The organism is Brachymonas moutaii (nom. illeg.) (assembly GCF_049977365.1).
Taxonomy (GTDB): Bacteria; Pseudomonadota; Gammaproteobacteria; order Burkholderiales; family Burkholderiaceae_C; genus Brachymonas.
The window spans coordinates 1-23,405 of sequence record NZ_JBNGEN010000010.1; the positions used below are offsets into that span (position 1 = coordinate 1).

Annotated in this window: 18 protein-coding genes and 2 tRNA genes; 19 read left to right on the top strand and 1 reads right to left on the bottom strand. The window is 63.3% G+C overall.

Features of this window, described 5'->3' with window-relative positions; all coding sequences use genetic code 11:
* The first annotated feature begins 8 nt into the window (after positions 1-8).
* The 14 genes from ACP2WS_RS10195 to ACP2WS_RS10260 all read left to right on the top strand — a co-directional run bounded on the left by ACP2WS_RS10195 (position 9) and on the right by ACP2WS_RS10260 (position 18,534).
* Positions 9-84: transfer RNA gene (locus ACP2WS_RS10195), tRNA-Trp, on the top strand.
* Positions 85-227: 143 nt separating this feature from the next.
* Complete coding sequence (secE, locus tag ACP2WS_RS10200) at positions 228-608, top strand: preprotein translocase subunit SecE (protein ID WP_426460712.1); 381 nt, start codon at positions 228-230, stop codon at positions 606-608.
* A gap of 2 nt (positions 609-610) precedes the next feature.
* Positions 611-1,177, top strand: a complete 567-nt coding sequence (gene nusG, locus ACP2WS_RS10205) for a transcription termination/antitermination protein NusG (RefSeq protein ID WP_374494229.1) — start codon at positions 611-613, stop codon at positions 1,175-1,177.
* A gap of 106 nt (positions 1,178-1,283) precedes the next feature.
* On the top strand, positions 1,284-1,715 hold the full coding sequence (rplK, locus tag ACP2WS_RS10210; protein WP_374494228.1) for a 50S ribosomal protein L11: 432 nt from the start codon (positions 1,284-1,286) through the stop codon (positions 1,713-1,715).
* A gap of 1 nt (position 1,716) precedes the next feature.
* Complete coding sequence (gene rplA / locus ACP2WS_RS10215) at positions 1,717-2,412, top strand: 50S ribosomal protein L1 (RefSeq protein WP_374494226.1); 696 nt, start codon at positions 1,717-1,719, stop codon at positions 2,410-2,412.
* A gap of 307 nt (positions 2,413-2,719) precedes the next feature.
* Positions 2,720-3,226 carry a 50S ribosomal protein L10 gene (gene rplJ, locus ACP2WS_RS10220; RefSeq protein WP_374494224.1) on the top strand — a complete coding sequence of 169 codons (507 nt, stop codon included), beginning with the start codon at positions 2,720-2,722 and terminating at the stop codon, positions 3,224-3,226.
* Positions 3,227-3,277: 51 nt separating this feature from the next.
* Positions 3,278-3,658 (top strand): 50S ribosomal protein L7/L12, encoded by a 381-nt coding sequence (gene rplL, locus ACP2WS_RS10225; RefSeq protein ID WP_374494223.1) that lies wholly within the window; start codon positions 3,278-3,280, stop codon positions 3,656-3,658.
* 352 nt (positions 3,659-4,010) lie between these two features.
* Positions 4,011-8,123 carry a DNA-directed RNA polymerase subunit beta gene (gene rpoB, locus ACP2WS_RS10230; RefSeq protein ID WP_426460713.1) on the top strand — a complete coding sequence of 1,371 codons (4,113 nt, stop codon included), beginning with the start codon at positions 4,011-4,013 and terminating at the stop codon, positions 8,121-8,123.
* A gap of 89 nt (positions 8,124-8,212) precedes the next feature.
* Entirely contained in the window at positions 8,213-12,463 is a 4,251-nt protein-coding gene (gene rpoC, locus ACP2WS_RS10235) for a DNA-directed RNA polymerase subunit beta' (protein WP_426460714.1), read from the top strand.
* 194 nt (positions 12,464-12,657) lie between these two features.
* Positions 12,658-14,166 (top strand): 16S rRNA (cytosine(967)-C(5))-methyltransferase RsmB, encoded by a 1,509-nt coding sequence (gene rsmB, locus ACP2WS_RS10240; RefSeq protein WP_426460715.1) that lies wholly within the window; start codon positions 12,658-12,660, stop codon positions 14,164-14,166.
* A 181-nt stretch (positions 14,167-14,347) separates the two neighbouring features.
* Positions 14,348-14,926, top strand: a complete 579-nt coding sequence (locus ACP2WS_RS10245) for a DUF4390 domain-containing protein (protein ID WP_426460716.1) — start codon at positions 14,348-14,350, stop codon at positions 14,924-14,926.
* 30 nt (positions 14,927-14,956) lie between these two features.
* The gene (locus ACP2WS_RS10250) at positions 14,957-17,458 is read left to right on the top strand and encodes a sensor histidine kinase (RefSeq protein WP_426460717.1); all 2,502 of its coding nucleotides are present in this window, start codon (positions 14,957-14,959) and stop codon (positions 17,456-17,458) included.
* 146 nt (positions 17,459-17,604) lie between these two features.
* Positions 17,605-18,360 carry a response regulator gene (locus tag ACP2WS_RS10255; protein ID WP_426460718.1) on the top strand — a complete coding sequence of 252 codons (756 nt, stop codon included), beginning with the start codon at positions 17,605-17,607 and terminating at the stop codon, positions 18,358-18,360.
* Positions 18,361-18,458: 98 nt separating this feature from the next.
* Positions 18,459-18,534: transfer RNA gene (locus tag ACP2WS_RS10260), tRNA-Phe, on the top strand.
* A gap of 294 nt (positions 18,535-18,828) precedes the next feature.
* Here ACP2WS_RS10260 and ACP2WS_RS10265 read toward each other — a convergent pair.
* A complete protein-coding gene (locus ACP2WS_RS10265; protein WP_426460741.1) occupies positions 18,829-19,059 on the bottom strand; it encodes a DUF2188 domain-containing protein in 231 nt (76 codons plus the stop codon).
* 160 nt (positions 19,060-19,219) lie between these two features.
* Here ACP2WS_RS10265 and ACP2WS_RS10270 point away from each other — a divergent pair, with 160 nt between their 5' ends.
* Genes ACP2WS_RS10270 through ACP2WS_RS10290 form a run of 5 tightly spaced genes read left to right on the top strand, consistent with a single transcriptional unit; the run spans position 19,220 to position 23,380 of the window.
* Complete coding sequence (locus tag ACP2WS_RS10270; RefSeq protein ID WP_426460719.1) at positions 19,220-20,287, top strand: ABC transporter ATP-binding protein; 1,068 nt, start codon at positions 19,220-19,222, stop codon at positions 20,285-20,287.
* Positions 20,288-20,315: 28 nt separating this feature from the next.
* Positions 20,316-21,314: an NAD(P)H-quinone oxidoreductase gene (locus ACP2WS_RS10275; protein ID WP_426460720.1), complete on the top strand. Its 999-nt coding sequence runs from the start codon at positions 20,316-20,318 to the stop codon at positions 21,312-21,314.
* Positions 21,315-21,317: 3 nt separating this feature from the next.
* Complete coding sequence (locus ACP2WS_RS10280) at positions 21,318-21,935, top strand: glutathione S-transferase family protein (protein WP_426460721.1); 618 nt, start codon at positions 21,318-21,320, stop codon at positions 21,933-21,935.
* A gap of 11 nt (positions 21,936-21,946) precedes the next feature.
* Complete coding sequence (locus ACP2WS_RS10285; RefSeq protein ID WP_426460722.1) at positions 21,947-22,429, top strand: type II 3-dehydroquinate dehydratase; 483 nt, start codon at positions 21,947-21,949, stop codon at positions 22,427-22,429.
* 6 nt (positions 22,430-22,435) lie between these two features.
* Positions 22,436-23,380 carry a 2-hydroxyacid dehydrogenase gene (locus ACP2WS_RS10290; protein WP_426460723.1) on the top strand — a complete coding sequence of 315 codons (945 nt, stop codon included), beginning with the start codon at positions 22,436-22,438 and terminating at the stop codon, positions 23,378-23,380.
* Positions 23,381-23,405 lie beyond the last annotated feature (25 nt).

The following is a 23,405-nucleotide window of genomic DNA, read 5'->3' on the forward strand; positions in this document are numbered from 1 at the left end:
CCGGTTATAGGGGTATAGCTCAATTGGCAGAGCGTCGGTCTCCAAAACCGAAGGTTGTAGGTTCGATTCCTACTGCCCCTGCCACCTAAGTGTGGCAAAAAAGAGAGCCCGCCTTGTGCGGGCTTTACTGTCTGCATGAGGCAAGGTAGAATCAAAAGCTTTGCTGAATTCGCAGCGTATTCTTGTGTCGCTCTCAACGAGTGGCACCGTTATCGGAATTGCCCTCAATGGCTACATCTCAGGTCGAAACAGTCAATACGGGAGCCGACAAGGCGCGGCTCGCTGTAGCTGCCCTTCTGGTCGTGGCAGGCTTTGTTGCCTATTTCCTGCTAGGAGCGCAAGGCGCTTATGCGCAGTGGGGTGCCCTCCTGGTTGGGGTGCTGGCTGGTGTGGCGATCTTCATGACGTCGGGTGCCGGTCGTGCGCTGTGGGGCTTTGGTCAGGATTCTGTGCGCGAGATGCGCAAGGTGGTATGGCCCACGCGCAAAGAGGCAACGCAAACCACGCTGTTTGTATTTGCCTTTGCGGTGACCATGTCGCTCTTTCTCTGGCTGGTGGACAAGCTTCTTGAGTGGGTCCTGTACAGCCTGGTTCTGGGGTGGAGATAAATATGTCCAGTATGCTGCTTGAAGCGCCTGCCAATCCCGACTTCCGTTGGTATGTCGTGCAGGCCTATTCCGGAATGGAGCGCGCCGTGGAGCGCAATATCCAGGAACGCATCACGCGTGCCGGCATGCAGGACAAGTTCGGGCGCATTCTGGTGCCCACCGAAGAGGTCGTGGAAGTCAAGAATGGTCAGAAGCGCACCACCGAACGCAAGTTCTTTCCGGGCTATGTTCTGGTGGAGATGATCATGGATGACGAGACCTGGCATCTCGTCAAGCAAACAAGCAAGGTGACGGGGTTCGTGGGGGGGGCGCGCAATCGTCCCACTCCCATCTCGCAGGCGGATGTCCAGAAGATCGTTGGGCAGATGCAGGAAGGCAGCGAGAAGCCGCGTCACAAGGTGGAGTTCGAAGTGGGTGAGGCCATTCGTGTCAAGGAAGGCCCATTTGCCGATTTCAATGGCTCCATCGAGGAAGTCAATTACGAGAAGAGCAAGCTGCGCGTGTCGGTCACGATCTTTGGTCGGGCCACTCCGGTGGAGCTTGAGTTTTCGCAGGTCGAGAAGACCTGACGGATATGGTGCGCCGGCTTCGATGCCCGGCTGGCGCATGTCGATTGATGGGCTGTAACCCCGGGGAGCCTGCTGTGGCAGGCGTTGAACCCGCAAGGAGAAAAGTATGGCGAAGAAAATCGTCGGCTTTATCAAGCTGCAAGTGCCGGCTGGCAAAGCCAATCCGTCGCCGCCGATCGGTCCTGCTCTGGGCCAGCGCGGTCTGAACATCATGGAATTCTGCAAGGCGTTCAACGCCCAGACCCAAGGCGTTGAGCCCGGTCTGCCGCTGCCCGTGGTGATCACTGCCTTCGCCGACAAGAGCTTCACCTTCATCATCAAGACGCCTCCGGCTACCACGCTGATCAAGAAGGCCATCAAGCTCGACAAGGGGTCTTCCAAGCCCCACGTCGACAAGGTCGGCAAGATCACTCGTGCGCAGCTCGAGGAAATCGCCAAGACCAAGATGAAGGATCTGAACGCCGCCGATCTGGATGCTGCCGTTCGTATCATTGCTGGTTCCGCCCGTTCCATGGGCGTGACCGTGGAGGGAGTGTGACATGGCCAAACTGACCAAGAAGCAACAAGCCCTGCAAGGCAAGGTCGACAGCGGCAAGCTGTATCCGGTGGCTGATGCTCTTCAGCTGGTGAAGGATTGTGCTACGGCCAAGTTCGATGAGTCCATCGACGTGGCTGTGCAGCTCGGCATCGATGCCAAGAAGTCCGACCAGGTGGTGCGCGGCGCCGTGGTGCTGCCCAACGGAACGGGCAAGACCAAGCGCGTGGCCGTGTTCGCGCAGGGTGCCAAGGCTGAGGAAGCCAAGGCTGCCGGCGCCGATATCGTCGGCATGGAAGAACTGGCCGCCCAGGTCAAGGCTGGCGACATGCCCTTTGACGTGGTGATCGCTGCTCCCGATGCCATGCGCGTCGTCGGCAGCCTGGGTCAGATCCTGGGGCCTCGCGGCCTGATGCCGAACCCGAAGGTGGGTACGGTGACTCCCGATGTGGCCACGGCTGTCAAGAACGCCAAGGCTGGTCAGGTGCAGTTCCGTGTCGACAAGGCAGGGATCGTGCATGGCACCATCGGCCGTCGTTCCTTCGAAGCCGACAAGCTGCAGGCCAACCTGGCTGCACTGATCGAGGCCCTCAACAAGGCCAAGCCGGCTTCTAGCAAGGGTGTGTACCTGCGCAAGGTGGCGGTTTCCTCCACCATGGGTGTGGGCGTTCGCGTCGACACGCAGTCCATCGCAGCCTGATTGTCCGGTCAGCGATGACGCAATTTGCATCCCGTGTCTGCACGGGATGCAGGTGATGGGTCGATTCTCTCGTGTGGGCCGTGCATGCATGGTCTGCAAGGGGAGTCGGGTCATCCAAGACCGCTGGTGTTCCTGGGCTTCAAGGAGTCTGGGGACTTAATCCTTCAGCCAGCGCAGATGGCGATCCCGCACCGGACGGATTTCCTGGAGTGGATGCAGATTCACCCTGGGCCCGAAAGTGAGTTGGTCGCTTGATTTATGGGCGTGCGAACGGAATGGTCCGGCGCACATATTCAAGGAGTACATCTTGAGTCTCAATCGCAGTGAGAAAGAAGCGGTCATCAAAGAAGTGACCGACCTCGCCGCTAAAGCTCAGACGCTCGTGATGGCGGAATACCGTGGCATGACGGTGGCCAGCATGACCGAGCTGCGTACCAAGGCACGCGAAAGCGGCGTCACCCTGAGCGTTCTGAAGAACACTCTGGCGCGCCGTGCCGTGGCTGGAAGCAGCTTCGAGTCGGCGGTCGACCAGATGACCGGTCCGCTGATCTACGGCTTTTCCGAGGACGCCGTGGCAGCTGCCCGCGTGGTGGCTGACTTTGCCAAGACCAACGACAAGCTGGTCCTGCGCGGTGGTGTGTATGACGGCAAGGCACTCGATGTGGACGGCGTCAAGCAGCTGGCCAGCATTCCCACCCGGGAAGTGCTGCTGTCGCAGCTGTGCGGCCTGCTCATGTCGCCCATGTCGAGCACGGCACGCGTGCTCGCGGCTCTGGCCGAGAAAAAGGGCGAAGGTGCTGCCGCTGCAGCGTGATGCAGGCGCACTTTCCTCCATCCCCCATCTCATTTTTCAGGAAGATACAAAATGGCATTCGATAAAGACGCATTTCTGACCGCTCTGGACAGCATGTCCGTGATGGAACTCAACGAGCTGGTCAAGGCCATCGAAGAGAAGTTCGGCGTGAGCGCTGCCGCTATGGCTGCTCCTGCTGCTGGTGGCGCTGCTGGCGGTGCTGCCGCTGCTGCCGAAGAAAAGACCGAGTTCGACCTGGTGCTGACCGAAGCCGGCGCACAAAAGGTTGGCGTGATCAAGGTGGTCCGCGAAATCACCGGTCTGGGCCTCAAGGAAGCCAAGGACATGGTCGACGGCGCTCCCAAGACCATCAAGGAAGCGATGCCCAAGGCCGACGCCGAAGCTGCCAAGAAGAAGCTCGAAGACGCTGGCGCCAAGGCAGAACTCAAGTAATTGGGTTGCCGCAGGGGGCTGGAACATCTCTCGAAGGTGTTCCAGCCTTTGGCGTTTCTGTGAATGGCGCCATGCTGTCGTCGTCCGTTCAGGCGGAGGAAGGACAGCATGGAGGGCCATTTCCCCAGATCGCACCTTCAAGCGCAGGATTTGGCATGATGATGCCGAGTGCTTGAAAGTGTCTTCTGTTCCCGATGGCGGAAGACCCTTGGTTCGGGCTGCGTGCAATGCGCAGCCGTCTGCCATGGCTGGTAGGGGCCAGCCACCAAGTTGACCAGCCGGCACCACCTGGTCATTCATTCGAGGAAAGACTTACCGCCACACCCAGCCAACGTCTTCACCTGGAGAGTTCATGTCTTATACCTATACCGAACGCAAACGCATTCGCAAGAGTTTCGGCACCCGCGACAGCGTGCTGAAGATTCCCTATCTGCTGCAGATGCAGCGCGACGCTTACACGGCCTTCCTTCAGGCGGATGTGCCTCCCCAGAAGCGCCGGCATGAGGGCTTGCAGGCAGCGTTCGAATCCGCGTTTCCGATTGTCTCGCACAACGGCTATGTCGAGATGAAGTTCGTGGAGTACAACCTGGCCAAGCCCACCTTCGATGTGTGGGAGTGCCAGACCCGCGGCCTGACCTTCGGGTCGGCCGTGCGCGCCCGCGTGCAGCTCATCATCTATGACCGCGACGCCTCCACGGCCCAGTCCAAGGTGGTCAAGGAAGTGAAGGAGCAGGAAGTCTATATGGGCGAAGTGCCCCTGATGACCGACAAGGGCTCGTTCATCATCAACGGCACCGAGCGTGTGATCGTGAGCCAGCTGCACCGCAGCCCGGGCGTGTTCTTCGAACACGACAAGGGCAAGACGCACAGCTCCGGCAAGCTGCTGTTCTCTGCACGGATCATTCCGTACCGTGGCTCCTGGCTCGATTTCGAGTTCGACCCCAAGGACATCCTGTATTTCCGGGTCGACCGCCGTCGCAAGATGCCCGTGACGATCCTGCTCAAGGCCATCGGCCTGAACAACGAGCAGATCCTGGCGAATTTCTTCGTCAATGACAATTTCCGCCTGATGGACAGCGGCGCGCAGATGGAATTTGTGCCCGCCCGTCTGAAGGGGGAGGTTGCCCGCTTCGACATCACCGATCCGAGCGGCAAGGTGGTGGTGGCCAAGGACAAGCGCATCACGGCCAAGCATGTGCGCGAGATGGAAGCTTCCAACACCACCCATGTGAGTGTGCCGGAAGACTTTCTGCTTGGCCGCGTGCTGGCGTCGGGCATTGTCGATCAGGACACTGGCGAGATCATTGCCAAGGCCAACGAGGAACTCACCGAGGCACTCCTCAAGAAGCTGCGTGAGGCAGGCGTGCAGGACATCGCCTGCATCTATACCAACGAGCTCGATCATGGCGCCTACATCAGCCAGACGCTGCGCATCGACGACACGACCGACGAATTTGCGGCTCGTGTGGCGATCTATCGCATGATGCGTCCCGGCGAACCGCCGACCGAGGATGCTGTGCAGGCCCTGTTCCACCGCCTGTTCTTCAGCGAGGATACGTACGATCTGTCGCGCGTGGGCCGCATGAAGTTCAATGCCCGTATCGGACGCGATGAGGCCGAGGGCTCCATGGTGCTGTCCAACGAGGACATCATGGCCGTGGTCAAGCTGCTGGTCGAGCTGCGCAATGGGCGTGGCGAAGTCGATGACATCGACCACCTGGGCAATCGTCGCGTGCGCTGCGTGGGTGAACTGGCCGAGAACCAGTTCCGCACCGGCCTGGCCCGCATCGAGAAGGCCGTGAAGGAGCGTCTGGGGCAGGCAGAGCAGGAACCGCTCATGCCCCATGACCTGATCAACTCCAAGCCGATTTCCGCGGCGCTCAAGGAGTTCTTCGGTGCTTCCCAGCTGTCGCAGTTCATGGACCAGACCAACCCGCTGTCCGAAATCACGCACAAGCGTCGCGTTTCGGCGCTTGGCCCGGGCGGTCTGACCCGCGAGCGTGCCGGCTTCGAGGTGCGCGACGTGCACGTGACCCACTATGGTCGTCTGTGCCCGATCGAAACGCCTGAAGGTCCGAACATCGGTCTGATCAACTCGCTGGCTCTCTATGCACGCCTGAATGAATACGGCTTCATCGAGACGCCCTACCGCAAGGTGGTGGACGGCAAGGTGACCAACGAGGTGTCCTATCTGTCCGCGATCGAGGAAGGCAAGTACATCATTGCGCAGGCCAATGCCCAGCTCGACGCCGAGGGGCGTCTGACTGGCGAGCTGGTGTCGGCGCGCGAGAAGGGCGAGTCGGTGCTGATCGACCCGGCCCAGGTGCAGTACATGGACGTGTCCCCGGCGCAGATTTCGTCGGTGGCGGCCGCTCTGGTGCCCTTCCTGGAGCACGATGATGCGAACCGCGCATTGATGGGTGCCAACATGTCCCGCCAGGCCGTGCCGGTGCTGCGTCCCGAGAAGCCCATGGTGGGCACGGGCATCGAGCGCGTGGCGGCAGTCGACTCCGGCACCGTGGTGACGGCCCGTCGCGGCGGTGTGGTGGACTATGTCGATGCGACGCGCATCGTGGTGCGTGTCAACGACGCAGAGACCGTGCCGGGTGAAATCGGTGTGGATATCTACAACCTCATCAAGTACCAGCGTTCCAACCAGAGCACGAACATTCACCAGCGTCCCATCGTCAAGCGCGGCGAGCGTCTGGCCAAGGGGGATGTGGTGGCGGACGGCGCGTCGACCGATCTGGGCGAAATCGCCATCGGCCAGAACATGCTGATCGCGTTCATGCCGTGGAACGGCTACAACTACGAGGACTCGGTGATGATTTCCGAGCGCGTGGTGGCCGAGGACCGCTACACCAGCATCCATATCGAGGAACTGGTGGTCATGGCCCGCGACACCAAGCTGGGGGCCGAGGAAATCACCCGCGATATCCCGAACCTGAGCGAGGCTCAGCTCAACCGTCTCGACGACTCGGGCATCATCTATGTCGGAGCCGAGGTGCAGCCGGGCGACGTGCTGGTCGGCAAGGTGACGCCCAAGGGCGAGACCACGCTGACTCCCGAAGAGAAGCTGCTGCGTGCGATCTTCGGCGAGAAGGCCAGCGATGTGAAGGACACCTCGCTGCGCGTGGATCAGGGCAGCTCCGGCACCGTGATCGACGTGCAGGTGTTCACCCGCGAGGGCATCCAGCGCGACAAGCGTGCCCAGCAGATCATCGACGACGAGCTCAAGCGCTTCCGTCTGGATCTCAACGACCAGATGCGGATCGTGGAAATCGATGCCATGGACCGCGTGCGCAAGCTGCTCCTGGGCAAGGTGGCCAACGGAGGACCGCAGAAGCTCGCCAAGGGCAGCGCGATCGAGGCCGCCTATCTCGACGGGATCGACAAGCACCAGTGGTTCGACATCCGTCCGGCCGACGATGCCGTGGCCGACCAGCTCGAAAGCGTCAAGAAGTCGCTTGAGCAGGTGCGTCACAATTTCGATCTGGCGTTCGAGGAAAAGCGCAAGAAGCTCACCCAGGGCGACGAGCTGCCGGCTGGCGTGCTCAAGATGGTCAAGGTGTACCTGGCCGTCAAGCGCCGCCTGCAGCCGGGTGACAAGATGGCCGGCCGTCACGGCAACAAGGGTGTGGTCTCCCGCATCGTCCCGATCGAGGACATGCCCTACATGGCCGACGGCACGCCTGCCGACATCGTGCTCAACCCGCTGGGTGTGCCTTCGCGGATGAACGTCGGGCAGGTGCTCGAAGTGCATCTGGGCTGGGCCGGCAAGGGCATTGGCCAGCGCATCGGCGACATGCTCCAGAAGCAGGCCGCCATGAGCGAGATCCGTGGTTTCCTCGACAAGGTCTACAACTGTTCCGGCCACAAGGAACACCTCGAAGACCTGCAGGACGACGAGGTCATGCGCATGGCGCAGAACCTGACGACCGGCATGCCGTTTGCCACACCGGTGTTTGATGGAGCCTCGGAAGAGGAAATCCATCAGATGCTGTGCATTGCCTATCCCGACGAGGTGGCTGAAGCCAAGGGGCTGACCCCGACGCGCACCCAGGCCTACCTGTACGACGGTCGCACCGGCGAGCGCTTCGACCGTCCCACCACCGTGGGCTACATGCACTTCTTGAAGCTGCACCACTTGGTCGACGACAAGATGCACGCCCGTTCCACCGGTCCGTACTCGCTCGTGACGCAGCAGCCGCTCGGCGGCAAGGCCCAGTTCGGCGGCCAGCGTTTCGGGGAGATGGAAGTGTGGGCGCTGGAGGCCTATGGCGCTGCCTACGTGCTGCAGGAAATGCTGACCGTCAAGTCCGACGACGTGCAGGGTCGCACCAAGGTGTACGAAAGCATCGTCAAGGGCGAGCACGCCATCAACGCCGGCATGCCCGAATCCTTCAACGTGCTGGTCAAGGAAATCCGCTCTCTGGGCATCGATATCGAACTGGAACGCGACTGACGTCCTGTGCACGCCTCCGGCCTTCTGCGGGAGGCGTGCTGCTCCCGTTCCATTCAATATCGCATTCGTGTGATTAAGGAAAGCAACCCATGAAATCTTTGCTCGACCTGTTCAATCAATTCAAGCCCGATGACCATTTTGATGCCATCAAGATCGGCCTGGCATCGCCCGAGAAAATCCGTTCCTGGTCCTTCGGGGAAGTGAAGAAGCCCGAGACCATCAACTACCGCACGTTCAAGCCCGAGCGTGACGGCCTGTTCTGCGCCAAGATCTTTGGCCCGATCAAGGACTACGAGTGCCTGTGCGGCAAGTACAAGCGCCTCAAGCATCGCGGTGTGATCTGCGAGAAGTGCGGCGTGGAAGTGACGCAGACCAAGGTGCGCCGCGAGCGCATGGGCCACATCGAGCTGGCTGCGCCCTGTGCCCACATCTGGTTCCTGAAGTCCCTGCCGAGCCGTCTGGGCCTGGTGCTCGACATGACGCTGCGCGACATCGAGCGCGTGCTGTATTTCGAAGCCTATGTGGTGACCGACCCCGGCATGACTCCGCTGAAGAAGTTCAGCATCATGTCCGAGGATGACTACGACAAGAACGTGATCGAGTACGGCGATGAATTCCAGGCCAAGATGGGCGCGGAAGGCATCAAGGAACTGCTCGAGAACATGGACATCGAGACCGAGATCGAACGCCTGCGCGGCGACCTGACAGGTTCCGAGGTCAAGATCAAGAAGAATGCCAAGCGCCTCAAGGTGCTCGAAGCCTTCAAGAAGTCCGGCATCAAGCCCGAGTGGATGATTCTGGAAGTGCTGCCTGTGCTGCCGCCGGACCTGCGTCCGCTGGTGCCGCTCGACGGCGGTCGCTTCGCTACCTCCGACCTCAACGACCTGTATCGCCGCGTCATCAACCGCAACAGCCGTCTCAAGCGCCTGCTCGAGCTCAATGCGCCCGAGATCATCGCGCGCAACGAGAAGCGCATGCTCCAGGAAGCCGTCGACAGTCTGCTCGACAACGGCCGTCGCGGCAAGGCCATGACGGGGGCCAACAAGCGTGCGCTCAAGTCCCTGGCCGACATGATCAAGGGCAAGAGCGGTCGCTTCCGCCAGAACCTGCTGGGCAAGCGCGTCGACTATTCGGGCCGTTCCGTGATCACGGTGGGCCCGACCCTGAAGCTGCATCAGTGCGGTCTGCCCAAGCTGATGGCGCTCGAACTGTTCAAGCCCTTCATCTTTGCCCGTCTGGAGCAGATGGGCATCGCCACCACCATCAAGGCGGCCAAGAAGGAAGTCGAGAACAACAATCCCATCGTGTGGGACATCCTCGAAGAGGTGATCCGCGAGCACCCGGTGATGCTCAACCGTGCGCCGACGCTGCACCGTCTGGGCATCCAGGCCTTCGAGCCCATCCTGATCGAAGGCAAGGCCCTGCAGCTGCACCCGCTGGTGTGTGCGGCGTTCAACGCCGACTTCGACGGGGACCAGATGGCCGTGCACGTGCCGCTGTCCGTCGAGGCGCAGCTCGAAGCCCGCACGCTGATGCTGGCCTCGAACAACGTGCTGTTCCCGGCTTCCGGCGAACCGTCCATCGTGCCGTCCCAGGATATGGTGCTGGGCCTGTACTACACCACCCGCGAGAAGATCAACGGCAAGGGTGAGGGGATGCTGTTCACCGATCTGCGCGAGATCGAGCGTGCCCTCGAGAACAAGCAGCTGGAGCTGACCGCCCGCATCACCGTGCGCCTGACCGAGTACACCAAGGACAAGGCCACCGGCGAGTTCGTGCCCTTTACCCATCTGGTCGAAACCACGGCCGGCCGGGCACTGCTGTCCGAGATTCTGCCTCGGGGCCTTCCCTTCAGCGTGATCGACAAGCCGCTCAAGAAGAAGGAAATCTCCAAGCTGATCAACACCTCCTTCCGCAAGTGCGGCCTCAAGGAAACCGTGGTGTTCGCCGACAAGCTGATGCAGAACGGCTTCCGCCTCGCCACCCGTGCCGGCATCTCGATCGCCATCGAGGACATGCTGGTGCCGCCGCAGAAGCACGACATCATCGGACGTGCCGAAGCCGAAGTGAAGGAAATCCAGCAGCAGTACGCATCCGGTCTCGTGACCGCAGGCGAACGCTACAACAAGGTCGTGGACATCTGGGGCAAGGCCGGTGACGAAATCTCCAAGGTGATGATGTCGCAGCTCGCCAAGCAGAAGACCACCGACCGCCACGGCAAGGAAGTGGACCAGGAGTCCTTCAACTCCATCTACATGATGGCCGACTCGGGGGCGCGGGGTTCCGCCGCTCAGATCCGTCAGCTCGCCGGCATGCGCGGCCTGATGGCCAAGCCGGACGGCTCCATCATCGAGACGCCCATCACGGCCAACTTCCGTGAAGGCCTGAACGTGCTGCAGTACTTCATCTCCACCCACGGCGCCCGGAAGGGTCTGGCCGACACGGCACTGAAGACCGCCAACTCCGGGTACCTGACCCGCCGTCTGGTCGATGTGACGCAGGATCTGGTGGTGACCGAGGACGACTGTGGCACCCATGATGGCCAGGTCATGCGCGCCATCGTCGAAGGCGGCGAGGTGATCGAGTCGCTGCGCGACCGGATTCTGGGACGTACGGCTGCCGAAGAGGTGCTGCACCCCGAGACCCGCGCCGTGCTGACGCACCCGGGCGAAATGTTCGACGAGGACATGATCGAAACGCTGGAACAGGCGGGCGTGGACGAGGTCAAGGTGCGTACTGCTCTGACCTGCCAGACGCGCTTCGGCCTGTGCGCGACCTGCTATGGACGCGATCTGGGCCGTGGTGGCCTGGTCAACGTCGGCGAGGCGGTCGGCGTGATCGCGGCGCAGTCGATCGGCGAGCCGGGCACGCAGCTGACGATGCGGACCTTCCACATCGGGGGTGCGGCCTCGCGTGCAGCCATTGCGAGCAGCGTGGAAGCACGCTCCAGCGGCACGATCGGCTTCAACCCGACCATGCGCTACGTGAGCAACACCAAGGGTGAGCTGGTGGTCATTTCCCGTTCGGGCGAGATCATCATTGCCGATGACAACGGACGCGAGCGCGAGCGCCACAAGGTGCCTTACGGTGCCACGCTCACCATCAAGCCCGACCAGCAGATCAAGGCCGGCACGATCCTTGCCAACTGGGACCCGTTGACGCGCCCGATCATTACCGAATACGCCGGTCAGGTGAAGTTCGAGAATGTCGAGGAAGGTCTGACCGTGGCCAAGCAGGTCGACGAGGTGACCGGCCTGTCCACTCTGGTGGTGATCGATCCCAAGCGTCGCGGCTCCAACAAGGTCGTGCGCCCGCAGGTCAAGCTCATCGATGCCGAAGGCAAGGAAGTCAAGATTCCCGGCACCGATCACTCGGTGACGATCGGCTTCCAGGTCGGCGCGCTCATCCAGGTGCGTGACGGCCAGGAAGTGGGCCCCGGCGAAGTGCTGGCCCGTATCCCGATGGAAGGCCAGAAGACCCGCGACATCGTGGGTGGTCTGCCGCGCGTGGCCGAGCTGTTCGAAGCCCGCACGCCGAAGGACAAGGGGGTGCTTGCCGAGATGACGGGCACGATCTCCTTCGGCAAGGAAACCAAGGGCAAGGTCCGCCTTCAGATCACCGATCCCGAAGGCAAGGTCTGGGAAGAACTCGTGCCCAAGGAAAAGAACATCCTGGTGCACGAAGGGCAGGTGGTCAACAAGGGCGAAAGCATCGTCGATGGTCCGGCCGATCCGCAGGACATCCTGCGGCTGCTGGGCATCGAGGAACTGGCCCGCTACATCGTCGACGAAGTCCAGGACGTGTACCGTCTGCAGGGCGTGAAGATCAACGACAAGCACATCGAGGTGATCGTGCGCCAGATGCTGCGCCGTGTCGTGGTCGAGAATCCCGGCGATTCCGGCTACATCGCAGGCGAACAGGTCGAGCGCAGCGAGATGCTCAACACCAACGACCAGCTCCAGTCCGAGGACAAGATGCCCGCCACCTACAGCAACCTGCTGCTGGGGATCACCAAGGCTTCGCTGTCCACCGATTCGTTCATCTCTGCGGCATCCTTCCAGGAAACGACGCGCGTGCTCACCGAGGCGGCCATCATGGGCAAGCGCGACGAGCTGCGCGGTCTCAAGGAGAACGTCATCGTCGGTCGCCTGATTCCGGCCGGCACGGGCCTGGCGTACCACAAGGCGCGCAAGGCCAAGGACGAAATGGACGAGGCCGAGCGTCTGGCCATTGCCGAGGCAGAAGCCCTGGAACTGGCTGGCGAGACTGCCGATGCGCAGGCCGAGGTGCATGCCGAAGCCGATGCCCCTGAAGGGACTGAACCTCCGGCGGCCGAGTAAGCCATCGGTGCGGCCGGAGCCGCGCGGAGTCTGTAAGGAGACTCCGACGCTGCCCCGGCTTGCCATGCAAGGACCTGTGCAGCCCTGCTGTACAGGTCTTTTTTTTGGCATGATCGACCGTATCCCTGTGCTGCCGACCGTCCTGATCCGTGCGTGCCCGCGCAGCCTCTTTCTTGCCCTTGTTCTCCGTTTCGATGAATACCTCGCCGACACCTCCCTCCAGACCTCTGCGTCCGCACCGGTCCGGCCCTGGCCGCACCTCCCGCACGCAGGAGGCTGCGCGCACCGACGCACGCGCTTCCCAGGGCGTGCCCCTGTGGCAGCAGCTGCAGGAGGCGGCGCGGGTGCTGCAGGGAGTGCAGACCGGCAGCAGTGTCTCGGTGCGGCTCGAAGCCGTGCCGGAACCCCTGCGCCCCGGTGTGCAGGCACTGACCTATGCCGTCCTGCGGCATCTGGGAGAGGCACGCTGGCTGCGCGACCAGCTGGTGCCCCGGCGTCCACCACCTGCAGTCGATGCGCTCCTGCTCGTGGCGCTGGCCCTGGCCGCGCGCATGGACGGAGGAATGGCGGGAGAGGTGGGCGCCCAGTACACGGCCTTTACGCTGGTGAACCAGGTGGTGGAGGCAGCCAAGCGACAGCCGCGCGCGCGGGCTCAGGCGGCGCTGATCAATGCGGTGCTGCGCCGCTTCTTGCGGGAGCGGGAACACTGGATGGAGGCCCTGTGCCAGGCCAGTCCGCGCCAGCAGCCTGCCCTGCTGAACGTGCCGGGGTGGTGGTGGCAGCGTCTGGAAAGAGAGCATGGGGCGGAGGTGGCAGAACGCATCGTGCGCGAAAGTGCCACGGCGGCACCCATGACCCTGCGCATACATCCCCGTGCAGGCACGCCCCGCGAGTATCTGGAGCATCACCTGCGGCCAGCGGGGCTCGATGGGGTCTGCAACGGTGCGCATGGCGTGACCTTGCAGCAGGCCGTGCATGTGTCCCGGTTGCCCGGCTTCCAGGAAGGCTGGGTGTCGGTGCAGGATGCCGGCGCGCAGCTGGCGGCGCCCCTGCTGGTGCAGGCGCTGCAGCAGAGCCTGCCCGCACTGTCACGTCCATGGACCGTGCTCGATGCCTGTGCCGCGCCTGGAGGCAAGACAGCCCATCTGCTGGAGCTCGGGGTAGAGCAGGTCACCGCCCTGGATGTGGATCCGGCGCGGTGCACCCGCATCCACGACACGCTGCAGCGGCTGGGAGTGCAGGCCCGGGTGCAGGCAGCCGATGCCGCCGATCTGGCAGGGTGGTGGAAGGGCGAAACCTATGATGCGATCTTGCTCGATGCACCGTGCACGGCGTCGGGCATCGTGGCGCGGCATCCCGATGTGGTCTGGCTGCGCCGCCCCGAGGACATCGACGCCCTGGCCCGGCAGCAGCGCCGCCTGCTGGAGGCTCTCTGGCCGCTGGTCAAGCCCGGGGGCGTGCTGCTGTATTGCACCTGCTCGGTCTTCACGGAAGAGGGCGCAGCCCAGCAGGAGGCGTTTCTTTCGCACCACAATGAAGCAGCCGCCCTTCCGGCGCCGGGGCATTTGTTGCCACTGCACCTTTCGTCGTCTCTGGATGAAGGGGACAATAGCCCCCACGACGTGCACGGAGGGGTGAGCCTCAAGCCTCCGCTGCGCGATCATGACGGATTTTTCTATGCCCTGTTCCGCAAGACTCCCTGAGCGTTCCTCTGCGACGAACGGAGTCCGGCAGCGGGGCTTCCTTGTGTGGCACGTGTCTTTCGCAGCGTTTTCCTCCTCCTTTCCTCGATCTGACCGCACGGCGCAGAACGGCAGCCGCAGCCGTCTGGGCCAGTGTCGCGGTGTCGGCGCCTGGCGTGCCCGCCTACTGGCGCTGGTTCTCATGGCGCTGTCCCTGTGGGGGGCACTGGGGTTCACCCAGTCGGCGCAGGCGGCTTCGGCTGCCTTCAGCGATGTGCGCTTCGAAATGGCGGGCGATGCCGTGCGCATGACCGGCAACATCCGCTTCACGCTCTCGGAGCCCGTGCAGCAGACCCTGCTCAAGGGGGTGCCGGTCTATTTCGTCTTCGAGACCGACACCACCGTCAACCGCTGGTACTGGACCGACCGCTCGCTCTACAGCCATCGCCGCTACATGCGGCTCGCCTATCTGCCGCTGCTGCGCAAGTGGCGGGTCAATGCCAGCAACGAGCCCTTCAGCCGGGGATCCACCGGTGTCGTGCTCAATCAGAACTTCGATTCGCTCGCCAGTGCCCTGTCCGTGATCCAGCGCATCTCCAATTGGCAGGTGCTCGACAAGGAAGACTGGAGCAGCGATGCGCGCTACACGGTCCAGGCCCGTCTGCGGCTCGACACCTCCCAGCTGCAGGGCCTGCTGCAGATCGGGGCAGGCAGCGCCGACTGGCATCTCGACGTCCAGCGCAACTTTCGGCTGACGCAGCAGGACCTCTCCCGGTCCTGATCCCGGATCGGCCATCCTGCGGGGATCTGCATGCTGCGCACCTTCTTTCAGTATTGGCGCAATTCGCGCAACATCCGGTGGGGCGTCACGGTAGGGGCCGCCCTGACCGTCGCCATGTCGCTGGTGCTGATGTTCCTGCTCGCCCAGGCCACCAACGATCCCGAAGCCTACGAGCGCAACTTCCAGACCCTGCTGGTGGCCAATCTGGTTGTCGGATGCATGCTCGCAGCCGTGGTCGGCTGGATGGGCTGGCGGGTGTGGAAGCGCTTCCGGCGCCGCAAGTTCGGCAGCCGCCTGCTGCTCAAGCTGGTCGCCGTGTTCACTCTGGTCGCCAGCGTGCCGGGGGCCCTGACCTACCTCGTGTCCTATCAGTTCGTGACACGCTCCATCGAGAGCTGGTTCGATGTGCGGGTCGAACACGCGCTCGATGCCGGCCTGAGCCTCGGGCGCAATGTGCTGGATGCGCTCACGGCCGATACCGCCAGCAGGACGCAGGCCGCCGCTACCCAGCTCGGGGTGGCACAGCCTTTTGGCCTGGCCCTGACCCTGGAACAGCTGCGGGTGCAGCAGAATGCCGATCAGCTCATCCTGTGGGACCAGAACGGCCAGCGCATCGCCAGCGCTGGGATACAGTCCTCCACCCATGCCTTGCCGGCCCCCACCGCCGACGTGCGCGCCGCGCTGCGCACCAAGCCTGTCTACACGTCGCTCGAAGGGCTCGACGATGCAGGAGATGCCTCCACCTCCTTTGCCCCCGACAGCCCTGCGGCCAGCACCACCCCTGCCGCGACCCCCCGCACGATCGACAAGGCTCCGGCCGCGCGCATCGTGGCCTACAGCCTCGTGCGACCGGGCCAGTTCGGACTACTGGATCAGGCCTGGGTGCTGGAAGTCGTCAAGACCGTCCCCCCCGAGCTGCTGCGCAATGCCCTTGTGGTGCAGGACACCAACCGGGAATACCAGGAACGTGCCCTGGCGCGCACCAGCATGCAGCGCATGTTCATAGGCACCCTCACCCTCACGCTCATCCTGGCCGTCTTTGGGGCTGTGCTGCTGGCGGCGCTGCTGGCATCCCAGCTCACTCGCCCTCTGTTCATGCTGGCCGAAGGCGTGCAGCAGGTGGCCGAAGGCAATCTGGGTCCCAAACCCATCTACCAGGGGCATGACGAGCTGGGCACCCTGACCCACGCCTTCGCGCGCATGACCCAGCAGCTGGCCGACACCCAGCAGGCACTGCGCAGCAGCGTGGTGGAGCTCGACGCATCCCGCAGCGAACTGCAGACCATACTCGACAACCTCAGCACCGGTGTTCTCATGCTGCGAGCCAACGGATGCATCGTGTCGGCCAACCCTGCAGCCACCCGCATTCTGGGACAGGAGGCGGCTGCGCTCGAAGGCCACACCCTGGGCAGTCTGCCCGGCATGTCCCGGCTGGGCGAGGTCGTGCAGCAGCAGTTCGACAACCTGCAGGAACCTTCCGGCGACTCTGCTGTCGTGGCTGCCGTTTCCGCACCCTCTGCCGCCCAAGCGCTCCAGGGAGCGCAGGAGGCCGCTGCTCCTGCGACTCCGGGCGCCGGAGAGGCAGCACCGGCCGCCCGGTCCTCTTCCCCCTACTGGCAGCAGACCCTCGAACTCAATCCCGCCGAGCACGAAGGGCTGCAGCACGATGCCATCACCCTCGTCCTGCGCGGAGCCACCCTGCACGACGCCGCCATCCCCGACGCGCGCCTGCTGGTCTTTGAAGATATCTCGGCCATCGTCTCCGCACAGCGCACCCAGGCCTGGGGAGAGGTGGCACGGCGCCTGGCGCACGAAATCAAGAATCCCCTCACCCCCATCCAGCTCTCGGCGGAGCGTCTGGAACTCAAGCTCATGCACACCCTGCCCGAGAAGGAGCAGGCCGTGCTGCGCAAGTCCGTGCGCACCATCGTCGAACAGGTCGACGCCATGAAGCGGCTGGTCAACGAATTCCGCGACTATGCGCGCCTTCCTGCTGCCCAGCTGCGCCCCCTCGATCTCAACGGCCTCATCACCGACATCCTGCATCTCTACGGCGACGAGAACGCCACCGTCCCCATCCGGGCCGAACTCGATCCCGGGTGCATGCCCGTGCTCGCCGATGCAGCACAGCTCCGGCAGGTCATACACAACCTCGTGCAGAACGCCCAGGATGCGCAGGAGCAGGCCGGGCGCGCCAGCGAGCCTGTGCTTCTGCAGACCCAATGGCGTCCGGCCAGCCGCCGGGTGCGCATGAGCATCCTGGATGTAGGGGGAGGCTTCCCGGACAACATCCTGCAGCGCGCCTTCGAGCCCTATGTCACCACCAAGGCCAAGGGAACCGGGCTCGGACTGCCCGTCGTCAAGAAAATCGCGGACGAACACGGGGCCAGCCTCACCGTCACCAATCGCGTGCAGGACGGGCAAGTCATCGGCGCCCAGATCTCCCTCATCTTTCAGGCTGCAGATAGCGTCGAATCCAACGCCGCCAGCACACCCCGCAGCGCATCGTCCCCGGAGACGCCTTCCGCCTGAACATGAATGCACGGTCCCGCAACACAGGCCGTCTCACAGGGCGATTTTTTGCATGGCGGGAAGTCCATACCCCTTTCGCGGATGGGGCAAATTCCCTGTATCATTGACGCAACATCCCGCGTATTTGTGGAAAGGCACCCATCGAAATGGCGAACATTTTGGTAGTCGACGACGAGCTTGGCATTCGGGAGCTGCTGTCAGAGATCCTCAACGATGAAGGCCACACCGTGGACCTGGCGGAAAACGCTGCACAGGCGCGCAAGGCACGGCTGGAAAATCATTACGACCTGGTTCTGCTCGACATCTGGATGCCGGACACCGATGGGGTCACTCTACTCAAGGAATGGGCAGGGCAGGGCCTCCTCACCATGCCGGTCATCATGATGAGCGGACATGCCACGATCGAGACCGCGGTCGAGGCCACCCGCATCGGGGCGCTCTCCTTCCTCGAAAAACCCATCACGCTGCAGAAGCTGCTCAAAGCGGTGCAGCAAGGCCTGCAGCGTGAGGCAGCTCCAGCTGCGACCGCTGCAGTTCCCGTCATTGCCGCTCCCGCACCGGTCGCGACCGGTGGAGCCGTGGCGGGAGGGCAGATTCTTGCAGGCATCGAGCAGCCTGTCCTGCCGGTGCAGGCGGCACCGGTGGCCTATGTCCAGTCTTCCCTGGCAGCCACATCCCCTGCAGCCAGCGGCCCCGTTTCCTCGCAGAGCTTCGATCTCGATCGTCCTCTGCGCGAGGCACGCGACATCTTCGAGCGCGCCTACTTCGCGTTTCACCTCCAGCGCGAGAACGGTTCCATGACCCGCGTGGCCGAAAAGACAGGGCTTGAACGCACCCACCTCTACCGCAAGCTCAAGCAGCTGGGAGTCGACATCGGCCGCGACAAGAAGGCCGCCAGCTGACACTGTCGGGCACCGCAGCATCCTGATACTCACAGGGGCAGGCAAATTTTCACTCCGTTTTTGTAAACCTCTTTTTTGACGCTATAATTTCAGCTTCAGGCTCGGTAGCTCAGTTGGTAGAGCAGCGGATTGAAAATCCGCGTGTCGGTGGTTCGATTCCGCCCCGAGCCACCACAAATCGACGCCCAACCGTTCTCGGTTGGGCGTTTTCTTTTGCGGATTCCGCACACCACGCGGGCTTCCGCGCCGTTCTGCGTGTGCCAGCCGTGCAGGGCACAAGTGGCATGACCCGCCCGGTTCGCTCCTGTTCCGCCCTATCTTCTCTCGAAACCTGCGCCAACTTCTTCGCCGTGGCACACGCAGACGACGTTGTTCGTCAATGACTTGTGCGTGTGCCGATGGGAATGGTTGCCTCGCGGGTTTGCACGAGCAGAGCAGAACGGCAACCCCGCGAGGACAACCCCAACATCAACCCTTGGGCCGGAACGGGTCATGACCGTAGCTGTTGCGCTCACGGATCTGGCCGTCACGACCTTGGATGAACATCTCGCTCTGTTGGTTGATGGCGATGCCACGGGCGTGGTCAATCGCCTGCTGCTGCGTGTCATGGATGGACGTGAGGCGGTCGTTGCCCTCACCACGCACGCCCCACTGATCACCGCCGTTGACGGGAACGACCCATTGGTTTTTTCCGCTCATTGCAATTACTCCGAAAATTGAAAAGGACAGGCTCTTGATGTCGGCGCGAGCCAAGGCGCGTCAGAGATGGAACTCATGTCATCAACGTCTCTTCCTTTCCCGATGTTTGAAGTGGGACTGATGCCCGCGCGCACGGCATACCGCCGTCAGCCTCGAGGGCGTGGTCAAGAAGTACCACGAGCAGACCGTGCTGCACGAGGTTTCGCTGAAAGTCCGGCGCGGCGAGTTCCTTACCCTGCTCGGCCCCTCGGGCTGCGGCAAGACGACTCTGCTCAACCTGATTGCCGGCTTCGCCGAAGCCGACAACGGCGAAATCTTCATCGACGGCCAACTGGTGACCAGTGAGCCGCCGTACAAGCGGCAGATCGGCGTCATGTTCCAGAACTACGCGCTGTTTCCACACATGACGGTCGAGCGCAATATCGGCTATGGCCTGCGCATGCGCCGGATGCCCAAGGACGAGATCACCCAGCGCGTGAAAGAGGCCATGGCCATGGTCAAGCTCGACGGCCTGGAGCATCGCAAGCCGCGTGAACTCTCCGGTGGCCAGCAGCAGCGCGTCGCCCTGGCGCGCGCGCTGGTCATCGAACCCAAGGTGTTGCTGCTCGACGAACCCTTCTCGGCCTTGGACAAGAGCCTGCGCGGCTCGATGCAGGTGGAAATCCGCGAGATCCAGCGTCGCCTGGGCCTGACCACCATCTTCGTCACCCATGACCAGGGCGAGGCGCTGGCGATGTCCGATCGCATCGCCGTCATGTCCGCCGGTGTCATCCGTCAGATCGCGCCGCCAGCGCAGCTCTACCAGAATCCGCAGGACCCGTTCGTGGCCTCCTTCCTGGGCGACGTGAACATCCTGCCGGCCCACTACCACGGCCAGACCTCCACCGATATCCTGCTGCGCCTGGGCTCGGGGCTGCTCAGCCTGCCGCAGTCACGGCTGGTGGATGAATCGCATGAGGGCGAGCGGCTCGATGTCTACGTTCGCCCGGAACATATCCGGCTGGAGAGCCCGCATGCCGGCTCGGTGCTGAGCGGCACCGTGATCAACCACGTCTTCCAGGGCGACCACATCAATACCTTCGTCAACGTCGACATCCCGATGAAGGACCGCCAGGTCGTCACGGTTCGCAGCCCCGGCCTGGGCGCGATGCAGCAGTGGCCCATCGGCTCCGTCGCGGGGCTTGCCCTGCCCGACGAGGGTGTCAGCGTCTTCAATCCGCAGAAATAAAAACCAAGCAATCGCCATGACCGAAGCCATGAGCTCTCTTCCTGCATCGATGCAGGCCATCATTGCCCGCGAGCCCGGCGATGCCAGCGTGCTGGTGCTGGCCGACCGCCCGATGCCCGTGCCGGGTGCTGGCGAGGTACTGCTGCGCGTGCTTGCCGCCGGCGTCAACCGGCCTGACATCATGCAGCGCCAAGGTATGGCCAAGCCGGCACCTGGCATTACCGACGTGCTGGGTCTGGAAGTGTGCGGCGAAGTGGTTGCCTGCGGGCCGGGGGCTGACAAGGCGCTGCTTGGTCAGCGGCTGATGAGCCTGGTGCCCGGTGGTGGCTATGCACCCTGGTGCACCGCTGCAGTCGAGCATTCCTTCGTAGTGCCCGCAAGCCTGTCTGCGATCGAGGCTGCAGCCCTGCCCGAGGGCCTGTTTACCGTCTGGCACAACCTGTTCGAACTTGGCCGCCTGCGCATGGGCGAGACCGTGCTGGTCCACGGCGCCGCCGGTGGCATCGGCACGCTGGCGATCCAGATGGCCCGTGCTGCGGGCTGCACGGTCATCGTCACCGACAACGACGAAGCCCGTTTCCACGAACTGAAGAACCTGGGTGCCGACCTGGCAATCCACTGGCCCAGTACCGACTTCACCCAGGCTTGCCTGGACTTCACCCGCGGGCGCGGCGTGGACGTGGTGCTGGACATCGTCGGCGGCGACTATGTGCGGCGCAACCTGCAGGCCATGGCCTTTGGCGGGCGGCATGTGAGCCTGTCGTTCATGCAGGGCTCGGCGGTGAACCTCGAACTGCTGACACTGATGCAAAAGCAGCTGAGCCTGCATTCGTCCACCATGCGGCCGCAGAGCCATTACGAAAAGGCCCGCATGGCCAAGGACCTGACCCACCATGTGGTGCCATTGCTGGCCAATGGACGGATCAAGCCTCGTATCTACGGCACCTTCCCTGTTGCGGAAGCTGCCGCCTCGCATACCTTGCTGGAAAGCGGCAAGGTCTTCGGCAAGCTGGTACTGGTGCCCTGAACCATGAAACTCCTCTACGCCACCACATCGCCCTTCGTGCGCAAGGTCATGGTCTGCGCACACCTGACAGGCCAGGCCGACCAAATCGAATGGCTGGACAGCGCCGCCCACCCGGTACGGCGCGATCCCCGCATCGCCGCCCACAATCCGCTGGCCAAGGTGCCGACACTGATTCTGGACGATGGCCAGTCCTTGTACGACAGCCGGGTGATCTGCGAGTACCTGGCCAGCCGGGCGGGATCGACGCAGATCTTTCCTGCTTCAGGCGATGCCCGGTGGACAGCGCTCACCCGCCAGGCGATGGGCGATGGCCTGCTCGATGCCGCACTGCTGGCGCGCTACGAATTGACCGCGCGCCCGCCGGAGGTGCAGTGGCCCGCCTGGCGTGAGGCCCTGCTGACCAAGGTCGCTGCCTGCCTCGATGCGATCGAAGCCATCGCGCCGGACCTCGCCACCGACCAGCCCACTATTGGCGAGATCACGATCGGCTGCGGCCTCGGCTACCTGGACTTCCGTTTTCACGAGCTGGACTGGCGCACCGCGCACCCCCATGCCACCCGCTGGAACGCAGCCTTCCAGGCCTTGCCCGCGATGCAGGCCACCCGCCCCTACGACGCCTGAGACCCAAAGCCATGAGCGATACCACCACCACCTCGAACCACCCCATCACAATCTGGTTTCTCAACGGCCCCAATGCCAACCTCTATGGGCTGGACGCCAACAAGAACTATGGCAGCGACAGCTTTCCCGTCCTGCAGTCGCGCTGCGAGCAGAAAGCGGCTGCGCTCGATGTCTCGCTGCGTTTCCTGCAGTCCAATTACGAGGGCCAGCTGATCGACTGGATCCAGGAGGCGCGCGGCGTGGCCGACGGCATCATCATCAATGCGGCAGGCCTGACCTACACCTCGGTCCCCATTCTGGATGCCCTGATGTCCTTTCCGGGCAAGATCATCGAAGCCCATATGAGCAATATCTGGAAGCGCGAGCCTTTCCGCCACCACTCCTACATCTCGAAGGTGGCCGATGGCGTGATCGCCGGGCTCGGCGGCGATGGGTATGAACTCGCCATCCAGGCCGTCGCGCAGCTGGTGCGCAAGAGCAGGCAGGGCAGCTGAAGCGCGATGACACCAGCCCTCGGCACCCTGGCCTTCTACAGCAACTTCGACGATTTCAACACCTGGAAGAACGCGCTGCAGGCGCAGCTTCCCTCACTGGAAGTCGTGCACTCCAGCGCCATCGACCGGCCACAGGACATCCATTACGCAATGGTCTGGAAGCCGCCGGAAGGCTTCTTCCAGCAGATGCCGAACCTGCGGCTGATCATCAACCTGGGCGCCGGCGTCGACTCCCTGGTGGGCCGCCGGGATCTGCCACAGAACGTCCCGATCACCCGGATCACCGACCCGCAAATGTCGCGGATGATGGCTGGTTATGTGCTGTTCGCGGTGCTGCGGCATGCACGCGAGATTCCGTTCTTCGAGCAGGCGCAGCGGCTGGGCGAATGGGCCTATCGCCATCCCCGTGCGCCCGGCGAAACGACGGTTGCCGTGCTGGGCTTGGGTCAGCTGGGCGCCACGGCGGCCCATGAACTGCAGCGCCAGGGCTTCCGGACCCTGGGCTGGTCGCGCAGCCCGGCGCACATCGAGGGGGTGGAGTGCTTTGCGGGCATGGAGGCACTCGATGCCGTGATCAGCCAGGCGGATATCGTCGTGCTGATGCTGCCGCTCACGCCACAGACGAACAAGCTCTTCGACCGCGAACGCCTGGAGAGGATGCGGCCGGGCGCAGCCTTCGTCAACGTTGCCCGCGGCGCCCTGGTGGACCAGGCGGCCCTGACCGACCTGCTGCGCAGCGGCCACATCGGCGCAGCCACGCTGGACGTTTTCGAGCGCGAGCCCCTGGTGGCCGGAGATCCGCTGTGGAGCATGCCCAACGTGCTTATCACACCGCATCTCGCGTCAGTGGCAATTCCCTCGTCCTCTGCCAGGCAGATCGCAGCGAACATCCTGCGCGTTGCTGCCGGAGAGTCGCCGGACAACATGATCGATCCGACGCGCGGATATTGAGCGTCCCCTCGTTGTGAACCGCCAG